Annotated in this window: 1 protein-coding gene and 1 pseudogene; both read right to left on the reverse strand. The window is 75.5% G+C overall.

Features of this window, described 5'->3' with window-relative positions:
- Positions 1-2,004: pseudogene (locus tag ACIQMV_RS38485) on the reverse strand (type I polyketide synthase); the annotation flags it as partial.
- A gap of 20 nt (positions 2,005-2,024) precedes the next feature.
- Positions 2,025-23,910 (reverse strand): type I polyketide synthase (locus tag ACIQMV_RS38490; protein WP_402597749.1); only part of this gene is annotated, 21,886 nt, incomplete at its 5' end.

Consider the following 23,910-nt stretch of genomic DNA (forward strand, 5'->3'; position numbering starts at 1 on the left):
GACATGCGCGGCCGCGATCTCACCGATGGAGTGGCCGGCGACGAAGTCGGGGGTGACGCCCCAGGACTCCACCAGACGGTAGAGGGCGACCTCGATGGCGAAGAGGGCGGGCTGGGTGAAGCCCGTCTCGTTCAGCGGGGCTTCCTCGTCGCCCCGGATGATGTCGGCGAGTCCGGCGCCGAGTTCCTCGTCGAGCAGGTCCAGGGCGCGGTCCAGTACTTCGGCGAACACCGGGAAGCGGGCGTGCAGTTCACGGCCCATGCCGAGGCGCTGGGCACCCTGCCCGGAGAACAGGAAGGCGCTGCGGGTACGGCCGAGGGCCTGCCCCTCGTGGGCGTCCGGGGCGGGGTCCCCCGCCAGCCAGGAGGTGAGCGCGTCGCGGCCGGTGGTGCCGTCCGCGTCGGTGACGACGGCGAGCCGGTGCTCCAGGGCCGCGCGGGTGGTGGCCAGCGAGTACGCGGTGTCCAGTGCGCCGGGGGCGCCGGGGGTGTCCAGGTGGTCGAGGAGAGCGGCGGCCTGCTCGCGCAGGGCGGCGGCGGAGCGTGCCGAGAGCACCCAGGGCAGAACGCCGGCGGTGCGGGGCGCGGCCGGTGCCTCTTCCGGCTGGGCGGCGGGGGTGTCGGGCGCCTGCTCGACGATGACGTGCGCGTTGGTGCCGCTGACGCCGAACGAGGAGACGCCGGAGCGGCGGGGGCGGTCGGGCGCGGTGGGCCAGGGGCGGTTCTCGGTGAGCAGCTCGACCTTGCCCGCCGTCCAGTCGACATGGGTGGAGGGCCGGTCGACGTGCAGGGTCTTCGGCAGCACCCCGTTGCGCATCGCCATGACCATCTTCATGATCCCGGCGACGCCGGACGCGGCCTGGGTGTGGCCCATGTTCGACTTGATCGAGCCGAGCAGCAGGGGCTGTTCACGGTTCTGGCCGTAGGTGGCGAGGATGCTCTGGGCCTCGATGGGGTCGCCGAGCGGGGTGCCGGTGCCGTGCGCCTCGACCACGTCGACGTCGCCGGTGTTCAGGCCCGCGTTGGAGAGGGCCTGCGTGATGACGCGCTGCTGGGAGGGGCCGTTGGGGGCCGTGAAGCCGTTGGAGGCGCCGTCCTGGTTGACGGCGGAGCCGCGGATGACAGCGAGAACGGGGTGGCCGTTGCGCTGGGCGTCGGAGAGACGCTCCAGCACGAGCACGGCCGCGCCCTCCGACCAGCCGGTGCCGTCGGCGGAGTCGGCGAACGCCTTGCACCGGCCGTCGCGGGCGAGACCGCCCTGGCGGCTGAACTCGACCAGGGAGCCCGGCGTCGACATCACGTTGACGCCGCCGGCCAGCGCCAGGGTGCACTCGCCGTTGCGCAGGGACTGCACGGCGAGGTGCAGCGCGACCAGCGAGGAGGAGCAGGCGGTGTCGACGGTGATCGCCGGCCCCTCCAGGCCGAAGGTGTAGGACAGCCGGCCGGAGACGGCGCTGGCGGCGATGCCGGTGCCGACGTCGCCGGTGGCGTCGTCGAGGGACCGCACCAGCAGGTAGGCGTAGTCCTGCCCGTTGGTGCCGATGAACGTGCCGGTGCGGGTGCCGCGCAACCCGGTGGCGTCGATGCGGGCGCGCTCGATCGCCTCCCAGGACGTCTCCAGGAGCAGCCGCTGCTGCGGGTCCATGGTGACGGCCTCGCGCGGCGAGATCCCGAAGAAGCCGGGGTCGAAGCCGGCGATGGAGTCCAGGAACCCGCCGCGCTGGCTGACGGAGGTGTCCCGGTCGTCGGTGCCGCTGGTGCGCAGCGCCTCCAGGTCCCAGCCGCGGTCGTCCGGGAATCCGGAGATCACGTCGGTGCCGTCGGCGACCATCTCCCACAGGGCCTGCGGGGAGTCGACGCCGCCGGGGAAGCGGCAGCCCATGCCGACCACGGCGATCGGCTCCCGGGCCGCGGCCACGATCGTGCGGTTGCGGCGTCGCAGCCGCTCGGTCTCCTTGACCGCGGCGCGCAGTGCCTCGACTACGTTCTCAGCGGGGGCGTTCATCTCTGCTCCATCACTTCGCGCTACAGGTCGGACTGGCCGCCGAGCGCGGCCCGCACCAGGTCTGCCACTGTCATCGAGTCGACGGACTCGCCGTCTTCGTCGTCGCCGGCTCCGCCACCGCGTCCGGCAAGCTGGAGCAGGGGCTCCAGGACACCGATCTCACGCAGCTGGTCGAGCGGGACGGAGGCCAGTACGGCCCTGATCTCGGTCTCCTCGTCGGACACGGCCGGCTCGTCGGGGACGAGCCGGGCGAGGACGAACTCGCCCAGCGCCAGCGGCGTCGGGTGGTCGAAGACCAGCGTCGCGGGAAGGCTCAGGCCGGTCGCGGCGCCGAGCTGGTTGCGCAGCTCGACGGCGCCGAGTGAGTCCACCCCGAGGTCCCGGAAGGACCGTTCGGCGCCGACGGCGCCGGTGTCCGGGTAGCCGAGGACCTGCGCGGCACGGGTGCGCACCAGGTCCACGACGGTGTCGAGGCGGCGGGCCGGCGGCATGCCCGCCAGCCGGTCGGCGAGGGTGCCCTCCGGGGACTCGGGCGCCGCGGCGGCGACGGTCTCCCGGTAGCCGGGGAACTCCCGCAGCAGGGCGCTCGGCCGGGTGCCGCCGAAGGCGGAGGCGAACCGGTCGAGGGCGACCTCGGCGACCACCGCGGTCGGCTCCTTGCCGGTGACCAGCCGCAGCAGCGACTCCACGGCGAGGTCCGGGTCCATGGCGACGACACCGGCCCGGCGGGCCGCGTCGTCCGCGCCGTGGCCGCCGGCCATGCCGCCGCCGCCCCAGGCGCCCCAGGACACGGAGGTCGCGGGCAGGTTCCGCACCCGGCGGGCCTCGGCGAGGGCGTCCAGGACCGCGTTGGCGGCCGCGTAGTTGGCCTGGCCGGGGTTGCCGACCGCGGAGGAGGCGGACGAGAACAGGACGAACGCGGCCAGGTCGAGGTCGCGGGTCAGCTCGTCGAGGAGCAGCGCCGAGGTCACCTTCGCGCGGAACACCTGCTGGTACCGCTCCGGGGTGAGCCGGTCGATGACGCCGTCGTCGAGCACGCCCGCCGCGTGGATCACCGCGGTCAGCGGCCGGTCGGCCGGGATCGCGTCGAGCACCGCGGCCAGTCGGTCCCGGTCGGAGGCGTCGCAGGCGGCGAGGGTGACGCCGGTGCCGAGCGCTTCGAGTTCGTCGCGCAGGGCGGTGGCGCCGGGCGCCTCGGGACCGCGGCGGCCGAGCAGCACCAGGTGCTGGACGCCGTCCTTGGCCAGGCGGCGGGCCACATGGGCGCCGAGGGCGCCGGTGCCGCCGGTGATCAGTACGGTGCCGGTCGGGTCCCAGGCGCTGCTCTGCCCGCGGTCCGGGGCCGGCACGAGGCGGCGGGCGAGGACGGCGGAGCCGCGCACGGCGACCTGGTCCTCCCCGTCGAGTCCGGCGAGGACGGCGGCGAGTCCGGCGGCGGCCCGCTCGTCGGCGCGCTCCGGCAGGTCCACCAGGCCGCCCCAGCGGTGCGGGTACTCCAGGGCGGCCACCCGGCCCAGGCCCCACACGGCGGCCTGGAGCGGCCGGCGCGGGCGGTCGGCGCGGTTGGCGGACACGGCGCTGCGGGTGACGCACCACAGCGGGGCCTCGATCCCGGCGTCGCCGAGGGCCTGGAGCAGCGTGCCGGTGAGCGCGACGCCCTCCGGCACGTCGCCGTGCACGGTCTCGCGCAGGGCGAGCAGGGAGACGACGCCGGCGAAGCCGGTGCCCTCCCCGGCGGCCTCGCGCAGGGTGGCGGTCATGGCCTCCCGGTCGGCGCCGCCGACCTCGGCGCGCACCACCCGGGTGCCCAGGGCGTCCAGAGCGGTCGTCACCCACGGGTCCTCGCCGAGGCCCTCGGGGACGACGGCCAGCCAGGTGCCGGTGAGCGGCTTGCGGTGGGCCATCGCCGCGCCGGTCAGACGCTTCCAGACGATGCGGTGGCGCCAGCTGTCGAGCCGCGTCTCCTCGGAATTGCGGCGGCGCCAGTCGAGCAGCGCCGGCAGCACCTTGGACAGGGCGTCGCCCTCGACGTCGAGGACGGACTCGAGCGAGCCGAAGTCCTCCTGCGCGACGGCGTCCCAGAAGGCGGTGTCGGTGCCGTCGGCCTCCCCGGCGGACACGCCGGCCTGCGCGGTGGCGGGCAGGGCGTCCGGCCAGAACCGGCCGCGCTGGAAGGCGTAGGTCGGCAGGTCGAGCCAGGAGCCGGGGGCGGCGCCGAAGAAGGCGTCCCAGCGGGGCCCGGCGGCGTGTACGTGCAGCCGGCCGAGGGCGGCGACCAGGGTGGCCACCTCGTCGCGGCCGCGGCGCTGCGCGGGGATGCCGACGGCGTCCGGAGCGCTCTGCTCGGCGAGCGCGGACAGCACCGCGTCGGGGCCGAGTTCGAGGAAGACCCGGACGCCCCGGCCGGCCAGCGCGGTGACGCCGTCGGCGAACCGGACGGTGCCGCGCACATGACGGACCCAGTAGTCGGCGCTGCACAGTTCCCCGGCGCCCGCCACGTCGCCGGTCAGGTTCGACACGACGGCGATGCGGGGTGCCTCGTAGCGCAGGCTCTCGGCGACCTTGCGGAACTCGGCGAGCATCGGGTCCATCAGCGCCGAGTGGAAGGCGTGGCTGACCTTGAGGCGGGTGGTACGGCGGCCCCGCTCGGCGAGGACGGCGGCCACGGCGAGCACCGCGTCCTCTTCACCGGCGAGCACGACGGAGGTGGGGCCGTTGACCGCGGCGATCGACACCGCGTCGGTGAGGTGGGCGGTGACCTCCTTCTCGGTGGCCTCGACCGCGACCATGGCGCCGCCGCGCGGCAGTTCCTGCATCAGTCGGGCCCGTGCGGCGACCAGCCGGCAGGCGTCGTCCAGGGAGAGGACGCCCGCGACGTGGGCGGCGGCGATCTCGCCGACGGAGTGGCCGGCGACGAAGTCCGGCGTCACACCCCAGGACTCCACCAGGCGGTACAAGGCGACCTCGAAGGCGAACAGCGCGGGCTGGGTGTGCCTCGTCTCGCCCAGGGACTCCTGGTCGCCGTGCCAGACGATGTCCCGCAGCGAGGCACCGAGGTGGCCGTCGAGGCGGGCGAGGACCGCGTCGAACGCCTCGGCGAACGCCGGGAACCGCTCGTACAGGTCCCGGCCCATGCCGAGTTGCTGGGAGCCCTGGCCGGAGAAGAGCACGGCGTGCTTGCCGGTGCGCTCCACGTGGTGCTCGACGACGTGCGCGGCGGTGGTGCCCTCCGCGACGGCGGTGAGTCCGGCGAGCAGCGCGTCCCGGTCGGCGGCGGTCACCGCGGCCCGGTGTTCGAAGACGGCGCGGGTGGTGGCCAGGGTGCGGGCCAGGTCGGTGACCGTCTCCTCGGGGTGGCCTGCCACATGGGCCAGGAGCCTGCGGGCCTGGGCGCGCAGCGCGTTCTGCGAGCGGCCGGACAGCAGGACGGGGACGGGCGAGCCGTCCGCGGCGGGCCGCGCGGGCTGCGCGCGCTCCTCGATGGGGGCCGGCTGCTCCAGGATCAGGTGGGCGTTGGTGCCGCTGGCCCCGAAGGAGGAGACGGCGGCCCGGCGCACCCGCTCGGACTCGGGCCAGGCAGTGAGCTCGGTGAGCAGGCGCGCGTTGCCCGCGGTCCAGTCGACGTGCGAGGAGGGGTTCTCGGTGTACGGCGAGCGCGGCAGCAGACCGTGCCGCATGGCGAGCACCATCTTGATGACGCCGCCGACACCGGACGCGGCCTGCGTGTGGCCGATGTTGGCCTTCAGGGAGCCGACCAGGACGGGTCGCTCGCGGTCCTGGCCGTAGGTGGCGAGCAGGGCCTGCGCCTCGATCGGGTCGCCCAGCCTGGTGCCGGTGCCGTGCGCCTCGACGGCGTCGACGTCGGCGGCCTCGAGGCGGGCGTTGGCGAGGGCCTGGCGGATGACGCGCTGCTGGGCGGGGCCGCTGGGCGCGGTCAGTCCGTTGGAGGCGCCGTCCTGGTTGATGGCGGAGCCGCGCAGCACGGCGAGCACCCGGTGGCCGTTGCGCCGGGCGTCGGAGAGGCGCTCGACGACGAGCATGCCGACACCCTCCGACCAGCCGGTGCCGTTCGCGTCCTCGGAGAAGGCGCGGCAGCGGCCGTCGGGCGACAGCGCGCCCTGGGCGCTGAACTCCACGAAGCCGACCGGGGTGGCCATCACGGTGACACCGCCGGCCAGGGCGATGGTGCACTCGCCCGAGCGCACGGCCTGGGCGGCCAGGTGCAGGGCGACCAGGGAGGACGAGCAGGCGGTGTCGACGGACACCGTGGGGCCCTGGATGCCGAAGGTGTAGGCGAGGCGGCCGGACAGGAGGCTGGCGGACTGGGCGGTCTGCCACTGGCCGTACTCGGCGGGCGGCCGGTAGTCGCCGGAGCCGCCGCCGACGAAGACGCCGGTGGTGCCGCTGCCCCGCAGGGTGGCCGGGTCGATGCCGGCCCGCTCCAGGGCCTCCCAGGACGCCTCGAGCAGGATCCGCTGCTGAGGGTCCATCACCATGGCCTCGCGCGGCGAGATGCCGAACAGGCCGGGGTCGAAGTCGGTGGCGTCGTGGAGGAATCCGCCCTGGTCGGTGGCGCTGCGGCCGGGGCCGTCGCCGGCGAGGGCGTCGAGGTCCCAGCCGCGGTCGGCCGGGAAGTCGCCGACGGCGTCGACCTCGTCGACGAGGAGCTGCCACAGGTCCTCGGGCGAGTCGACGCCGCCGGGGTAGCGGCAGGCCATGCCGACGATGACGACCGGGTCGTCGCCGGTGGCGACGGGCGCGGCCACCGGGGCGGCCGTGTCCGTGGCGCCGCCGAGCAGTTCGGTGCGCAGGTGCGCGGCGAGCGCCGTCGGGTTGGGGTGGTCGAAGACCAGGGTCGCGGGCAGGGTGACGCCCGTGGCCGCGGTGAGCTGGTTGCGCAGGTCGACGGCGGTCAGCGAGTCGAAGCCGAGGTCCCGGAAGGGCAGGTCGGGTTCGACGAGCGCGGTGTCCGCGTGGCCGAGGACCAGGGCGGCCTTCTCACCGACGAGGGCGAGCAGGATGTCGTCCCGGTCGGCGGCGGGCTGCTCCAGGAGCCACTGGCCGTAGCCGCCGGAGGCGGTGGCCCCCTCGGCGCGGGCGCGGGCCGCGCCGGCGAGGGCGGTCCTGGCCTCGGGCAGACCGTCGAACAGCGCGGTGGGCCGGGCCTCGTGGTGCGCCGGGGCGAAGGTGTCCCAGCGGACGTCGGCGACGGTGACCGCGGCGGTGCCGTCGGCGACGGCACCGGCCAGCGCGGTCAGGGCGGCGTCGGCGTCCATCACCGGCAGGCCGTTCATCCGCAGATGGGCGGTGGTCGACGGGTCGGCCAGCTCGGCCCAGGCGCCCCAGGAGACGGCCAGCGCGGGCGTCCCGTCGGCGCGCAGGGCGCGGGCGAGGGCGTCGACGTAGGCGCCGCACGCGGCCTCGTCGGCCCGGCCGCGCACGCCCCAGACCCCGGCGATGGAGCCGAAGAGCACGAACGCGTCCAGGGAACGTCCTGCGACGGCCTCGGCGAGGGTGTCCACCGGGGCGAGGGCGGCGGCCGGGCCGTCCGCCGGGGCGTCGTCGGCGTACACGACCGCGGTGAGGTCGGTCAGACCGTCCAGGAGGGCGGTGGCCGCGTCCCGGTCGCCGCCGTCGTACGGCGTGACGGTGATCTCGGCGCCCAGTCGGGCGAGTTCGGCCCGCAGCTCCTCGGTGTCGGTGGCGCCGTCGGCGGGCGAGGTGGTCAGCACCAGGCGGGCGGCGCCCTCGCGGGCGAGCCAGCGGGCGGCGCGGGCGCCCATGGTGCGGGTGCCGCCGACGACGAGGACGGTGCCGTGCGGGCGCCATCCGGTGTCGCCGGGGGCGACGGCGGTGCGCACGAGGCGGCGGCCGAGGAGACCGGCGGCGCGGACGGCGATCTGGTCCTCGGTGCCGGGCTCGGCCAGGTGGGCGGCGAGGAGGCCCGCGATGGCGGTGTCGGCGTCGGGCGCGAGGTCGGCGAGGCCGCCGAAGCGCTCGGAGTGCTCCAGCGCGGCGACCCGGCCCATGCCCCACAGGCCGGCCTGGCCGACGGCGGCGGGTGCCTCCCCGGCGACGGAGACGGCGCCGCGGGTGACGCACCACAGCGGGGCGTCGACGCCGGCGGTCCGCAGGGCCTCCAGGACGGCGGCCGGTGTGGCGTCGGGCGCCGGCAGGGTGCTGGTGCCCGCGGCGAGCAGCGAGACCACCAGGGTCCAGCCGGCCGGGTCGAGATCGGTGAGTTCCCGGGCGAGGGAGCCGGGGGCCCCGTCGACGACGAGCGGGTCGGCGCCCAGTGCGGCGACGAGGGTCTCCGCCCAGTCGGCACCGGCGTGTTCGGCGGGCACGAGGGCCAGGACGCGGCCGGTGAGTGCGGCGGGCGCCGGGGTGCCGAGCGCGGTCCAGCTCTCGTGGTAGCGCCAGTCACGGGCGGTGGAGCGGGCGTCGGTGCGGCGGCGCCAGGCCGACAGCGCGGGCACCATCGTGGTGACGGTGTCGCCGTCCAGGCCCAGGGAGGCCGTGAGGCTCTCCAGGTCCTCCCGCTCGACGGCGGCCCAGAAGGCGGCGTCGACGGGGTCGGGCGTGCCGGTGGCGCCGGGCGCGACGGGCTCGGGCCAGTAGCGCTCGCGCTGGAAGGCGTACGTCGGCAGTTCGACGCGGTGTCCGCCGGTGCCGGCGAACCAGGCGGTCCAGTCGGGTCCGTTGCCCTGGGTGTGCAGGGTGGCCAGGCCCTCCAGGAGGGTGGTCTCCTCGGCGCGGTCGCGGCGCTGGAGCGGGACGACGGTGGCGGGTGCCTCGTCGGCGGACGCGTCCAGGGTCTGCTGGGCGGCGGCGGTGAGCTGCCGGTCCGGGCCGACCTCGACGAAGGCGGTGACGCCGGCCTCGTGCAGGGCCCGCACGCCGTCGGCGAACCGGACGGTCTCGCGGACGTGCCGCACCCAGTAGCCGGGGGTGAGGAGTTCGGCTCCGGCGGGGGCGCCGGTCACGGTGGAGACCAGCGGGATGCGGGGCTCGTGGTAGGTGAGGGACTCCGCGACCCGGGCGAAGGCGGTGAGCATCGGGTCCATGAGCGGCGAGTGGAAGGCGTGGCTGACCCGCAGCCGGGTGGTCTTGCGGTCCTGCGCCTCGAAGTGCGCGGCGATCACCACGACTTCGTCCTCGGCACCGGCGACCACCACCGACGACGGCCCGTTGACCGCGGCGATCGAGACCCGCTCCGTGAGGTGCGGGACGACCTCCTCCTCGGTGGCCCGCACCGCGAGCATCGCACCGCCCCGCGGCAGCGCCTGCATCAGGGAGGCACGGGCGGCGACCAGCGTGCACGCGTCCTCCAGCGAGAACACCCCGGCGACATGCGCCGCGGCGATCTCACCGATGGAGTGACCGGCGACGTGGTCGGGGGTCAGGCCCCACGACTCCAGGAGGCGGTGAAGGGCGACCTCGACGGCGAACAGCGCGGGCTGGGTCCGGCCGGTCCGGTCCAGCAGCTCGGCGTCGGGCGTGCCCGGCGCGGCGAACAGGACCTGGCGCAGCGGGAAGTCCAGCGCGGTGTCGAACTGCGCGAGGACCGTGTCCAGAGCGTCGGCGAACACCGGGTACCGCTCGTACAGTTCGCGGCCCATCAGGGCGCGCTGGGCACCCTGGCCGGAGAACAGGAAGGCGGTACGGCCGGGCGTGCGGGACGCGACCGCGCGGGCCGTCTCGCGCACCCCGTCGGGGCCCGAGAGCAGCACGGCGCGGTGCGGGAAGAGGGTGCGGTCGGTGGCCAGGGAGCGGCCGACGTCCAGCGGGGAGAGCTCCGGGTGGGCGGCGGCGTACGCGGTGAGCCGGTCGACCTGGTCCTGGAGTGCCTCGCGGCTGCGGCCGGAGACGATCCAGGGGACGGTGGTGATGTCGGCGGCGGAGGCGGGCTGGTCGGTGGGGGCGGGGGCGGGCTCGTCGGTGGGAGCCTGCTCCACGATGACGTGCGCGTTGGTGCCGCTGACGCCGAAGGCGGAGACACCGGCGCGCCTCGGCCGTCCCGTCCCGGGCCAGTCGCGTTCCTCGGTGAGCAGCGACACGGCGCCGCTGCTCCAGTCGACGTGGCTGGTGGGGCTGGTGACGTGCAGGGTGCGCGGCAGGGTGCCGTGCTGGATCGCCAGCAGCATCTTGATGACGCCGGCGACGCCCGCGGCGGCCTGGGTGTGGCCGATGTTCGACTTGACGGTGCCCAGGAGCAGCGGCTGGTCGGCGTCGCGGTCCCGGCCGTAGGTGTTCAGCAGGGCCTGCGCCTCGATCGGGTCGCCGAGAGTGGTGCCGGTGCCGTGCGCCTCGACCGCGTCGATGTCGGACGGCGCGAGGCGGGCGTCCGCGAGCGCCTGGCGGATGACGCGCTGCTGGGACGGGCCGTTCGGGGCGGTCAGGCCGTTGGAGGCGCCGTCCTGGTTGACGGCGGTACCGCGGATGATGCCGCGGACCTCGTGGCCGTTGCGGATCGCGTCGGAGAGCCGTTCCAGGACCAGGATCCCGACGCCCTCGGACCAGGCGGTGCCGTCGGCGTCGTCGGAGAACGGCTTGCAGTGGCCGTCGGGGGCCAGGCCGCCCTGGGTGCTGAACTCGATGAAGGAGTCGGGGGTCGACATCACCGAGACGCCACCCGCGACGACGAGGTCGCACTCGCCGGCGCTCAGCGCGCGGCCCGCCCAGTGCAGGGCGACCAGCGAGGAGGAGCAGGCGGTGTCGACGGTGACCGCGGGGCCCTCCAGTCCGAGGGCGTAGGAGAGGCGGCCGGACATCACGCTGGCGGTGTTGCCGGTGGCGACATAGCCGGAGACGTCCGATGCCGAGCGGCGCAGCAGGTTCGGGTAGTCCTGGCCGTTGGTGCCGACGAAGACGCCGGTGGTGGAGCCGCGCAGCGCGGCCGGGTCGATGCCGGCCCGCTCCAGGGCCTCCCAGGTGGTTTCGAGCAGCAGCCGCTGCTGCGGGTCCATGGCGAGCGCCTCGCGGGGCGAGATGCCGAAGAAGCGGGCGTCGAAGTCGGCGACCCGGGCGAGGAATCCGCCGTGCAGTGTGTCGGAGGCGCCGGCGCCGAGCGCCGCCATGTCCCAGTCGCGGTCGTCGGGGAAGCCGGTGATGCCGTCGCGGCCCTCCGCCAGCAGCCGCCACAGCTCCTCGGGCGTGGTGACGCCGCCGGGGAAGCGGCAGGCGAGGCCGACGACCGCGATCGGGTCCTCGTCGACGGCCCGGGTGGCGACGGTGTGGGCGGTGGACTCCGGGAGCGTGCCGAGGAGTTCGGCGAGCAGGAAGTCCGCCATCTCGCGCGGCGTGGGGTGGTCGTAGACGAGGGAGGCGGGCAGGCTCAGGCCGGTGAGGGCGTTGAGCGCGTTGCGCAGCTCCAGGACGGTGAGCGAGTCGAAGCCGAGGTCGCGGAAGGCCAGGTCGTCGTCGACGGTGCGGGCGTCGGCGTGGCCGAGGACGGCCGCCACCTGGGTGCGCAGCAGGTCGAGGACGTGTGCGGGACGCTCCTCGGCGGGCAGCTCGGCCAGTTGCTGCCGCAGACCGGACCCCGTGGCACCGGCCGCCGCCGGGGCGGTGGCGCCGGCCGTCTCCGGGAGGTCCGCGACGAGCGGCAGCGGGCGGGCCGACGCGAAGGCGCGCAGGAAGCGTTCCCAGTCGATGTCGGCGATGGCCACGGTCGTGTCGCCGTTGTCGACGGCGCGCAGCAGCGCGGCGACGCCGGAGGTGGGGTCGAGCGGTTCGAATCCGCCGCGGCGCACGCGGGCGGCGATCTCGGCGGCGTCGGCGACCATGCCGGAACCGGCCCAGGGGCCCCAGGCCACGGACAGGGCGGGCAGGCCCTGGGCGCGGCGCTGCTCGGCGAGGGCGTCGAGCTGGGCGTTGGCGGCGGCGTAGTTGCCCTGTCCGGCGGCGCCGATGAGACCGGCGGTCGAGGAGAACAGGACGAACGCGGCGAGATCGTGGCCGGCGGTGAGGTCGTGCAGGTGACGGGCGGCGACCGTCTTGGCGTGCAGGACGGTGGCGAAGCTCGCCGGGGTCAGCTCGTCCACCACGTGGTCGTCGACGACGCCCGCGGTGTGGAAGACGGCGGTGAGCGGCGCGTCCTCGGGCACCGCCGCGAGGAGTGCGGCGAGCGCGTCGCGGTCGGCGGCGTGGCAGGCGGCGATCGTGACGCGGGCGCCCGACTCCTCCAGTTCGGCGCGGAGTTCGGCGGCGCCCGGGGCGTCCGGGCCGCGGCGGCTGGTGAGCAGCAGATGGGCGGCGCCGTCGCGGGCCAGGCGGCGGGCGAGGTGTCCGCCGATGCCGCCGGTGCCACCGGTGATCAGGACGGTGCCGGCCGCCGGGTCGAAGGCGGAGCCGACGGTGTCGGCGGCGGGACTGTGGGCCAGCCGGCGCAGGAAGACGCCGCCGGCGCGGACGGCGACGGCGTCCTCGCCGTCACCGGCGGCCAGGATCCCGCGCAGCCGGCGGGCGGCCTGCGTGTCGAGGTCCTCCGGGAGGTCGACGCTGCCGCCGACGCGGCCGGGCAGTTCGAGGGCGGCGGCCCGGAACAGGCCCCACACGGCGGCCTGTTCGGGCGCCGTGACCTGCTCGGAGCGGCCGACGGCGACGGCTCCCCTGGTGATGTTCCACAGCGGGGCGTCGAGGCCGGCGTCTCCGAGCGCCTGGAGGGCGGTGGCGGTGAGGGTGAGCGCGGCCGGGGCGCCGGGGTGTCCGGCGTCGCCGGGCGCGAGCGGCAGCAGCGACAGCACGCCCTGGAAGGTGTCGCCGTCGGCGGCCTCGGTGAGCCGGGCCGCGAGGGCGGCGCGGTCGGTGCCGGTGACCTCCACGCGGACGGTCGCGGTGGCGAGGGCGGCCTCGACGTCGGCGGCCCAGGCGGCGGTGGCCTCGTCGCGGTGCTCGGCCGGGACGAGGACGAGCCAGCGCCCGGTGGGTGCGGTGCCGGGGGCGCCGCCGCGCGGCTTCCAGGTGACGCGGTAGCGCCAGGAGTCGAGCGCGGACTGTTCGCCGCGGCGCCGCCGCCAGGCGGTGAGCGCCGGGACCATCGCGGTGACGGTCGTGTCGTCCAGGCCGAGGGAGGCGGCGAGCGACGCGACGTCGGCGTGTTCCACCGCGGCCCAGAACTCGGCGTCGAGTGCGGAGCCGGGGACGGCGGCGGTGGTGCCGGCCGCGGTGGGGTCGGGCCAGTACCGTTCGCGCTGGAAGGCGTAGGTGGGCAGGTCTACGCGGCGGGCGCCGCCGCCCTCGAACCATGCGGCCCAGTCGACGTCGAAGCCGTGGGTGTGGGCCGCGGCGACGGCGGTGACGAGGGCCTGCTCCTCCGGGCGGTCGCTGCGCAGCGTGGGCAGCAGCGCCGTGCGGGAGGCGTCGGTGAGGCTCTCGCGGGCCATGCCGGTGAGCACGCCGTCGGGGCCGAGTTCCAGGAAGGTCCGGACGCCGCCCTGGGTGGACAGCCAGCCGATGCCGTCGGCGAAGCGCACGGTGGAACGGACGTGGGAGACCCAGTAGTCGGCGGTGCACACCTGCTCGGGAGTGGCGAGGGTGCCGGTCACGTTGGAGACGAACGGGATCGTCGGCGCGTGGTACGTCAGCGCGCGGGCCACGGCGGCGAAGTCGTCCAGCATGGCGTCCATGAGCGGCGAGTGGAAGGCATGGCTCACCCGCAGACGCTTGGTACGGCGCCCCTGCTCGGCGAAGTGCGCGGCAAGGGCGAGCACGGGCTCCTCCTCGCCGGCGACGACGACGGACCGCGGCCCGTTGACGGCGGCCACGGAGACCTGGTCGGCGAGGCCCTCCAGGTGCGGCAGCACCTCGTCCTCGGCGGCCTCCAGGGCGACCATCGCGCCGCCCTCGGGCAGCGCCTGCATGAGCCGGCCGCGGGCGGCCACCAGGGCGCAGGCGTCGTCGAGGTCGAGGACGCCGGCGACGTGCGCGGCGGCGATCTCGCCGACGGAGTGGCCGGCCAGGTAGCCGGGGGTGACGCCCCACGACTCCAGCAGCCGGAACAGCGCCACTTCGAGTGCGAACAGCGCGGGCTGCGCGTAGCCGGTGCGGTGGAGCAGGGCGGCGTCCTCGGAGCCATCGGCGGCGAACAGCACGTCGCGCAGGGGGCGTTCGGTGGTGCCGTCGATGCGGGCGAGCACCGCGTCCAGGGCGTCGGCGAACACCGGGTGGTGCTCGTAGAGTTCACGGCCCATGCCGAGGCGCTGGCTGCCCTGTCCGGTGAACAGGAAGGCGGTGCGTCCGCGGCCGGTGCGGCCCTGGACCAGTCCGGCGCCGGGCATTCCGTCGCGCAGCGCGGTCAGGCCGCGCACCAGTCCTTCGTGGTCGTCGGCGACGACCGCGGCGCGGTGTTCGAGGGTGGCGCGCGAGGTGGCGAGGGAGAACGCCAGGTCGGTCGGGTGGATGCCGGGATGCTCAGCCAGCAGGTCGAGCAGGGCTCCGGCCTGGGCGCGCAGGGCCGCCTCGCCGCGTCCGGAGACGAGGACGGGCACCAGGCCGTCCCGCGGCGCGGGGGTGTCCTCGGGCTCGGCCGGGGCGCTGTCGGCAGGGGCCTGTTCCAGGACGGTGTGGGCGTTGGTGCCGCTGAGGCCGAAGGACGACACGGCGGCGCGGCGCGGACGGCCGGTCTCGGGCCACTCGGTGCGCTCGGTGAGCAGCCGGATGGCGCCGGAGGACCAGTCGACGTGGGTGGACGGCTCGTCGATGTGCAGCGACTTGGGGACGACGCCCTCGTTGAGGGCGTGGACCAGCTTGATGACGCTGGCGACGCCGGAGGCCATCTGGGTGTGTCCGATGTTGGACTTCACCGAGCCGAGCAGCACGGGCCGCTCGGGGTCGCGGTCCCTGCCGTAGGTGGCGAACAGGGCCTGCGCCTCGATCGGGTCGCCGAGGGAGGTGCCGGTGCCGTGGCCCTCCAGGACGTCGATGTCGTCCGCCTCGACGCCCGCGTTGGCGAGGGCCTGGCGGATGACACGCTGCTGCGAGGGGCCGTTGGGGGCGGTGAGGCCGTTGGACGCGCCGTCCTGGTTGATGGCGGAGCCGCGGATGACGGCGAGGACCTCGTGGCCGTTGCGGCGGGCGTCGGAGAGCCGCTCCAGCAGGATCAGGCCGACGCCCTCGGCGAGGGTCATGCCGTCGGCGCCCTCGGCGTACGCCTTGCAGCGGCCGTCCTCGGCCAGCGCCCGCTGCCGGCTGAAGCCGATGAACGACATGGGGGTGGACATGATGCTGGCACCGCCGGCGAGGGCGAGGGTGCTCTCGCCGTTGCGCAGCGACTGGCAGGCCAGGTGGATGGCGACCAGCGAGGACGAGCACGCGGTGTCGAGGGTGACGGCCGGGCCCTCGAAGCCGAAGAGGTAGGAGACGCGGCCGGACAGGACGCTGGGGAGCGAGCCGGTGATCATGTGGCCTTCGGAGCCCTCGCTGCCGGGCACGGCGGCGCCGTAGTCCTGGTAGCTGGCGCCGATGAAGGTGCCGGTGAGGCTGCCGCGCCGGCCGACCGGGTCGATGCCGGCGTTCTCGAAGGCCTCCCAGGCCGTCTCCAGCAGGAGTCGCTGCTGCGGGTCCATCGACAGGGCCTCGCGGGGCGAGATGCCGAAGAACCCGGGGTCGAAGTCGGCGACGTCGCGCAGGAAGCCGCCCTGGACCGAGTAGGTGCGGCCGGACGCGTCCGGGTCGGGGTCGTAGAGGGCCTCGGCGTCCCAGCCGCGGTCGGCCGGGAAGACGGAGATCGCGTCGACCTCGTCCAGCGCGACCCGCCACAGCTCCTCGGCGGAGGTGACGCCGCCGGGGTAGCGGCAGCTCATGCCGACGATGGCGATCGGGTCGTCGTCGACGGGCGCGCCGGCGGCGACGGCGACGGAGCCCGCGGAGTGGACGTCGGCCAGTTCGGAGTGGAGGAAGCCGGCCAGGGCGGCCGGGTTCGGGTAGTCGAAGACCATCGTGGACGGCAGCGTCAGCCCGGTGACGGACGCGAGCCGGTTGCGCAGCCCGACGGCGGTCAGGGAGTCGAAGCCGACGTCGCGGAAGGCGCGCTGGTCGGTGAGGTCCTCGGCGGAGGACAGGCCGAGCACGGAGGCGGCCTCGGTGCGGACGGTCTCCAGCAGCTTGCGGTGCTGCTCGGCGGCGGGCAGGGCCAGCAGCGCGGCGGCGAACTCGCCCCGGGCGGCGGTCCCGGCGCCCTGCGCGGCGGCGGCCGTGAGCCGCTGCACCTCGGGGACCTCGTCGAACAGCGGGGTGGGCCGGGCCGAGGTGTAGACGGGGTGGTACGTCTCCCAGTCGACGTCGGCGACCGCGATGACCTGCTCGTCGTCGTCGAGGGCCCGCTTGAGGCCGCTCAGCGCGAGCTGCGGGTCCATGAACTCCAGGCCGCTGCGGCGGATCATCTGCGGGTCGACGCGGCCGAGTTGGAGGTCGTCCGCCCAGATGCCCCAGGACAGCGACATGGCGGTCAGACCGCGTCCGCGCCGGTGTTCGGCGAGGGCGGCCAGATACGCGTTGCCCGCGACGTACGCGGCGTGCGCGCCGCTGCCCCACATGCCGGCGGTGGAGGAGTACAGGACGAAGTCGTCCAGCTCCTCGTCGTCGAGGAGTTCGTCGAGGATCCGCGCACCGGTGACCTTGGCGGCGAGGACGCGGTCGAAGTCGTCGAGCGTGGTGGCGTCGAGGGTATGCAGTTCGATGGTGGCCGCGGTGTGCACGACCGTGCGGACGGTGCGGCCCTCGGCCTTCAGGCCGTCGAGCAGCGCGGCGACCGCCTCGCGGTCGGTGATGTCGCAGGCCGCGAGGGTCGTCGCGGTGCCGCTTTCCTCCAGCTCGGCGCGGAGTTCGGCGGCGCCGGGAGCCTCGGGACCGCGCCTGCTGACCAGGACCAGGTGCTCGGCGCCCTGCTCGGCGAGCCAGCGCGCCAGGTGGGGCGCGAGGGTGCCGGAGCCGCCGGTGACCAGGGTGGTGCCGCGCGGCTTCCAGTCGCGGGCGGGGCCGTCGGGGGTGGCGTCGGCGCGGACGATACGGCGGGTGAAGACGCCGGAGGAGCGCAGGGCGATCTGGTCGTCGTCGCCGAGCGCGCCGGCGAGGACGGACGCGAGCCGCTGACCGGCGCGCGCGTCGAGCGTCTCGGGCAGGTCGACGACACCGCCCCAGCGTCCCGGGCACTCCAGCGCGGCGGTCCAGCCGATGCCGGTGACCTGGGCCTGGACGGGCGCGGTGACCTTGTCGGCGCGGCCGGTGGAGACGGCACCGCGGGTCAGCGCCCACAGCGGGGTGTCGATGCCGGCGTCGCCGAGCGCCTGGACGAGGGCGACGGTGAGCGCGACCCCGAGGACGAGCCCGGTGCCGGGGACGGCGCCGGTCCGCTCGGCTCCGGCGAGGACGGAGACGATGCCGGTGAGGCCGTCGGTGTCGGTCAGACGCTCACGCAGGACGGTGCGGTCGGTGCAGGTCTCGTCGAGGACGAGACGGCGCACCTGGGCGCCGCCCGCTTCCAGCGCCTCGGCGACGTCGGTGTCGTCGACGCCGTCGGTGGTGACCAGCAGCCAGGTGCCGTCGAGGGTGCGCTGCGGGAGCTTGGTGACGGGTTTCCAGGTGGCGCGGTAGCGCCAGGAGTCGACGGTGGAGCGCTCCCGGCGGGCCCGGCGCCAGGAGGACAGCGCGGGCAGCACGGCGGCGACGGAGTCCTCGTCGGTGCCGAGGGCCGCGGTCAGGGTGGAGACGTCCCCGTCCTCGACGGCGGTCCAGAACGCGGCGTCCTCGGGGTCGGCGGCGGTGACGGTCTCCGGGGCGGCCGGAACGACCCACAGGTTCTCGTGCTGGAAGGCGTAGGTGGGCAGGTCGACACGGGACGCACCGGTCCCCTCGAACAGGGCGGCCCAGTCGACGTCGACGCCGCGGACGCACACCTCGGCGGCGGACAGCAGGAAGCGGTCCAGGCCACCGTTGTCGCGGCGCAGGGTGCCGGAGGCGACACCCGCCACACCGGCGTCGTCGATCATGTCCTGGACGGACATGGCGAGGACGGGGTGGGAGCTGACCTCGATGAAGGCCCGGTGCTCGGCGGCCAGCAGACCGCGCACGGCGTCGGCGAACAGGACCCGGCCGCGCAGGCTGCGGTACCAGTAACCGGCATCCATGACGGTGGTGTCGAGCCAGTCGCCGGTGACCGTGGAGAAGAACGGGATCTCGGACGCGGTCGGCGCGACCTCCCCCAGCAGCTGAAGGATCTCGTCGTGCAGGTCCTCGACGTGGTGGGAGTGCGAGGCGTAGTCCACGGCGATCCGGCGGGCCCGGATCTCCTCGGCGGTGAGCTGCGCGTGCAGCTCGTCCAGGGCCTCCGGCTCGCCCGCGACGACGGAGGAGCGGGGGCCGTTCTCGGCGGCGACGGACACCCGCCCGCCGAACGCCTCCAAACGGGCCTCCACGTCGGCGACCGGCAGCGCCACCGACATCATCCCGCCCCGGCCCGCGAGACTGCGCCCGATGGCCTGGCTCCGCAGCGCCACCACCCGGGCACCGTCACGCAGCGACAACGCACCGGACACCACGGCAGCGGCGATCTCACCCTGCGAGTGACCCACCACCGCGTCCGGCTCCACACCCTGCGCACGCCACACCGCCGCCAGCGACACCATCACCGCGAACGACGCGGGCTGGACGACATCGACGCGCTCCAGCGTCGGCGCGCCCGCCACGCCCCGCAGCACGTCGATCAGGTTCCAGTCGGTGAACTCGGCGAGCGCGGCGGCACACTCGGCGATCCGCTCCGCGAACACCGGCGACTCGTCCAGGAGTTGAGCACCCATGCCCACCCACTGCGAGCCCTGACCGGGGAACACGAAGACCGTGCGGCCCTCGACGTCGGCGACACCGCGGGCGACGACGCCCGAGGGCCCGTCGGCGGCGACGGCGCGCAGCGCCTCCAGCGGGTCGGTGCCGGCGGGCGGCACGACCACGGCGCGGTGCTCGAAGAGGGCGCGGGAGGTGGCGAGGGACAGGCCGATGTCGATCGGGCGGGCCGCCGGGACGGCGGTCACGAGGTGAGTGAGGAGACGGTCGGCCTGCTCGCGCAGTGCGGCGGCGCCACGGGCGGACAAGACCCATGGCACGACGCCGGCGGCGACCGGCACGGGCGCCACGATGGGCTGCTCGTCGTCGGCGGCGGGCGCCTCGGTCTCCTGCTCCAGGATGATGTGGGCGTTCGTACCGCTGATGCCGAACGAGGACACGGCGGCCCGGCGCGGACGGCCGGTCTCCGGCCAGTCGGTGTTCTCGCCGAGCAGCCGCACGGTGCCGGGGCTCCAGTCGACGTGGCTGGAGGGCTCGTCGGCGTGCAGGGTCCGCGGCATCACACCGTGGCGCAGCGCCATGACCATCTTGATGATGCTCGCGACACCGGCGGCGGACTGGGTGTGGCCGATGTTCGACTTCACCGAGCCGAGCAGCAGCGCGGTCTCGGGCGTACGGGTGCGGCCGTAGGTGGCGAACAGGGCCTGCGCCTCGATGGGGTCGCCGAGCGGGGTGCCGGTGCCGTGGGCCTCCAGGAGGTCGATCTCGCCGGGGGCGACGCGGGCGTTGGCGAGGGCCTGGCGGATGACCCGCTGCTGGGAGGGGCCGTTGGGGGCGCTGAGGCCGTTGGAGGCGCCGTCCTGGTTGATGGCGGAGCCGCGGATCACGGCGAGCACCGGGTGGCCGTTGCGGCGTGCGTCGGAGAGCCGCTCGACGAGGACGATGCCGACGCCCTCGGCGAGGGTCATGCCGTCGGCGCTCTCGGAGAACGCCTTGCAGCGGCCGTTCTGGGCGAGGGCCCGCTGCCGGCTGAAGGCCACGAACGCGTTGGGGGTGGTCATGACCGTGGCGCCGCCCGCGACCGCGAGGTCGCTCTCGCCGTTGCGCAGCGCCTGGCAGGCCAGGTGCAGCGCGACCAGCGAGGACGAGCAGGCGGTGTCGACGGTGACCGCCGGACCTTCGAGGCCGAAGACGTAGGCGAGGCGGCCGGAGAGCACGCTGGGGCTGGTGCCGGTGACCAGGTGGCCCTCGGTGCCCTCGCCGGCGCCCATTCCGTATTCCTGGTAGCTGGAGCCGATGAAGGTGCCGGTCAGGCTGCCGCGGAGGGTGTCGGGGGTGAGTCCGGCACGCTCGAAGGCCTCCCAGGTGGTCTCCAGGAGGAGCCGCTGCTGCGGGTCCATGACGAGCGCCTCGCGGGGCGAGATGCCGAAGAACATGGGGTCGAACTCGTCGGCCTCGTGCAGGAAGCCGCCCTGGGTGGAGTAGGTGGTGCCGGGGTGGTCGGGGTCCGGGTCGTAGAGCCCGGCGGTGTTCCAGCCGCGGTTGACCGGGAAGTCGCTGATCGCGTCGGTGCCGGAGAGCACCAGGTCCCACAGCTGCTCCGGGGAGCCGACACCGCCCGGGTAGCGGCAGCTCATGCCGATGATGGCGATGGGCTCGTCGTCGGCGCCGCCGGTGGCGACGGGGCCCGCGACCTCCAGCACGGAGCCGACCATCTCGGCCCGCAGGTACTGGGCCAGCTCCAGCGGGGTCGGGTAGTCGAACACCATGGTGCTCGGCAGGGAGAGGCCGGTGGCCGCGCCGAGGTGCTTGCGCAGTTCGACGGCGGTCAGCGAGTCGAAGCCGATGTCGCGGAAGGCACGCCCCTCGGGTACGGCGTCGGCGGAGGCGTGCCCCAGCACGGTCGCGGCCTCGGTGCGCACCAGCTCGGTGAGCAGGCGCAGTTGCTCCGGCTCGGACAGCGAGCGGACCCGCCGCACGATTTCGGAGGCGTCGCCGGTGTCGGCGGGGGTGTTCTCGGCGGCCAGGGCGCGGACCTCGGGCAGGTCACCGATGAGGGCGCTGGGCCGCGCGGAGGTGAACAGCGGGGCGTAGCGGGTCCAGTCGACGTCCGCGACGGCGACGGCGACGTCCTGGCGGAGGACGGCGCGGCGCATCTCGGTGAGGGCGGGCGCCGGGTCGAGCAGGCGCAGGCCCTGGCGGCGCAGGGTGCCGGAGACGGCGTCGTCGGCGGCCATCCCGGTGCCGCCCCACGGACCCCAGGCGATGGAGGTCGCGGCGAGGCCGCGGGCGCGGCGGGCCAGGGCGAGGGCGTCGAGGTAGGCGTTGGCGGCGCCGTAGGCGCTCTGGTCGCCGCTGCCCCAGACGCCGGCGATGGAGCCGAACAGGATGAAGAAGTCCAGTTCGCGGTCGCCGAGGAGGTCGTCGAGGTGGGCGGCACCGGCCAGCTTCGCGGCGGTGAGGGCGGCGAACTCGGCGGGCGTCAGCCCGTCCAGCGGACCGTAGTGGCCGACGCCGGCGGTGTGGACGACACCGGTGAGGGGCTGGTCGGCGGGCAGTCCGTCGAGGACGGCGGCGAGGGCGTCGCGGTCGGCGACGTCGCAGGCCACGAGGGAGACGCTCGCACCCAACTGCTCAAGTTCGGCGCGGAGTTCGGCGGCGCCGGGGGCGTCGGGGCCGCGGCGGCTGGTGAGGACGAGGTGGTCCGCGCCGGAGCGGGCCAGCCAGCGGGCGGTCTCGGCGCCGAGGCCGCCGGTGCCGCCGGTGATCAGCACGCTTCCGGAGGCGGTGAACCGGTCGGCGGAGGGCAGCTCGTCGACGGTGTGGCGGACCAGGCGGCGGCCGTGCACACCGGTGGCGCGCAGGGCGACCTGGTCCTCCCCGTCGGGGGCGTCCTTGACCGCGAGGACCTCGGCGAGGCGCTGTCCGGCGCGGCGGTCGAACTCAGCCGGGAGGTCGACGAGTCCGCCCCACAGGCGGGGGTGCTCCAGGGCGACACCGCGGCCCATGCCCCAGGCGGTGGCCTGGACGGGGCGGGTGACCGGGTCGGCGGGGCCGGTGGAGACGGCGCCGCGGGTGGCGGTCCACAGCCGGCCCCGGGCGCCGGTGTCGGCGAGGGTCTGGACGAGGGCGATGGTCAGGGCGAGGCCCTGGGTGAAGCCGGCGGGCCCGTCGGTGGGGCGCTCGTCGAGCGGCAGCACGGAGAGCACATGGGCGGTGGTGTCGACGTCCTCGGTGCCGGCGAGGCGGGCGCCGAGCACGGCCCGGTCGGCGCAGTCGGCGTCCAGGACGAGGCGGCGGACCCGGGCGCCGTGCGCGCCGAGCGCCTCGGCGAGGCCGTCCAGCAGTTCGTTCTCGTCGTCGGCGGTGGCGTCGGAGGCGACGAGCAGCCAGGTGCCGTCGAGGACGGGCGCGGCGGGCTTGCCCAGCCGGGTCCACTCGACGCGGTAGCGCAGCGTGTCGAGGAGCGCCTTCTCCTGGTTGCCGCGGCGCCAGGAGGTGAGCGCGGGCAGCAGGGAGTCGAGCGGGGTGAGGCTGTCCTCGTCGAGGCCGAGGACGGCGGCGAGTTCGGCGGCGTCGCCGCGCTCGACGGCGGCCCACAGCTTCTGGTCGGCGGGGTCGCCGGCCGAGGAGGGCGCGGCGGAGGGCAGCTGGGGCCAGTAGTGGGCGTGCTGGAAGGCGTAGGTCGGCAGGTCGGTGCGGCGAGCCCCGGCGCCGGCGAGGTACGCGGTCCAGTCGAGGTCAACGCCGTGGATCTGGAGGCGGGCCGCGGCGGTGGCGGCGGCGGTCTCCTCGGGGCGGCCGGCGCGCAGCAGCGGGACGAGTACGGAGTCATGCTCGTCGCCGAGGGTGTCCTCGGCCATGGCGGTCAGCAGTCCGTCGGGGCCGAGTTCGAGGAAGAGAGTGGCGCCGGCGTCGCGCAGGGTGCGGACGCAGTCGGCGAACCGTACGGCCTCGCGGACATGGCGCACCCAGTAGTCGGCGGTTCGCACCTCGGCGTCATCGACCCTGCGGCCCGTCAGGTCGGAGACCAGCGGGATGCGGGGGGCGGCGTAGGACAGCGTCTCGGCGACCGTGCGAAACGCGTCGAGCATGGCGTCCATGTGCGGCGAGTGGAAGGCATGGGTCACCCGTAGACGCTTGGTGCGGCGCCCTCGGCCGGAGAACTCGGCGGCGAGCTCCACGGCGGCGTCCTCGTCGCCGGAGACGACCACGGAGGTGGGGCCGTTGACGGCGGCGACGGACAGGCGGTCGCCGAGCAGCGGGGCGACCTCGTCCTCGGTTGCCTGGACGGCGATCATGGCGCCGCCGGACGGCAGCGCCTCCATGAGGGTGGCGCGGGCGGCGACCAGGCGGGCGGCGTCCTGGAGGGTGAACACCCCGGCGATGTGCGCGGCGGCGATCTCACCGATGGAGTGACCAGTGACGAAGTCGGCGCGGACGCCCCAGCTCTCGACGAGGCGGTAGAGGGCGACCTCGACGGCGAACAGCGCGGGCTGGGTCCAGCCGGTGCGGTCGAGCAGGGCGGCCTCGTCGGTGCCCTCGGCGGCGAACACGACCTCGCGCAGCGGCCGGTCGAGCAGCGGGTCGAGGGCGGCGCACACCTCGTCGAACGCGGCGGCGAACCGGGGCTGGGTCTCGTACAGTTCGCGGCCCATGGCGGCGCGCTGGCTGCCCTGGCCGGAGAACATCACGGCGACCCGGGCACGCCCGGCGGCCTCACCCTCGACGACGGCCGGGTCGGGACGGCCGGCGGCGAGGGCGCCGAGGGAGGCGAGCAGTCCGTCGCGGTCCTGTGCGATCACCGCGGCGCGGCGCTCGAAGCGGGAGCGGGTGGTGGCCAGGGAGTGGCCGAGGTCGGCGAGGGACGGCTCGGGGTGGTTCTGGAGGTGGGTGAGCAGGCGGGCGGCCTGGGCGCGCAGGGCGTCGCGGGTCCGGCCGGACAGCAGCAGCGGGACGGCGCCGGCGGTGCGCTCGGGGGCGGCCGGGGCGGGCGCGGTGGTGGCGGGCGCCTGCTCGAGGACGGTGTGGACGTTGGTGCCGCTGATGCCGAAGGAGGAGACGGCGGCACGGCGCGGGCGGCCGGTCTCGGGCCACGCGGTCTGCTCGGTGAGCAGTTCGACGGCG

Source organism: Streptomyces sp. NPDC091412 (genome assembly GCF_044756885.1).
Lineage (GTDB): Bacteria > Actinomycetota > Actinomycetes > Streptomycetales > Streptomycetaceae > Streptomyces.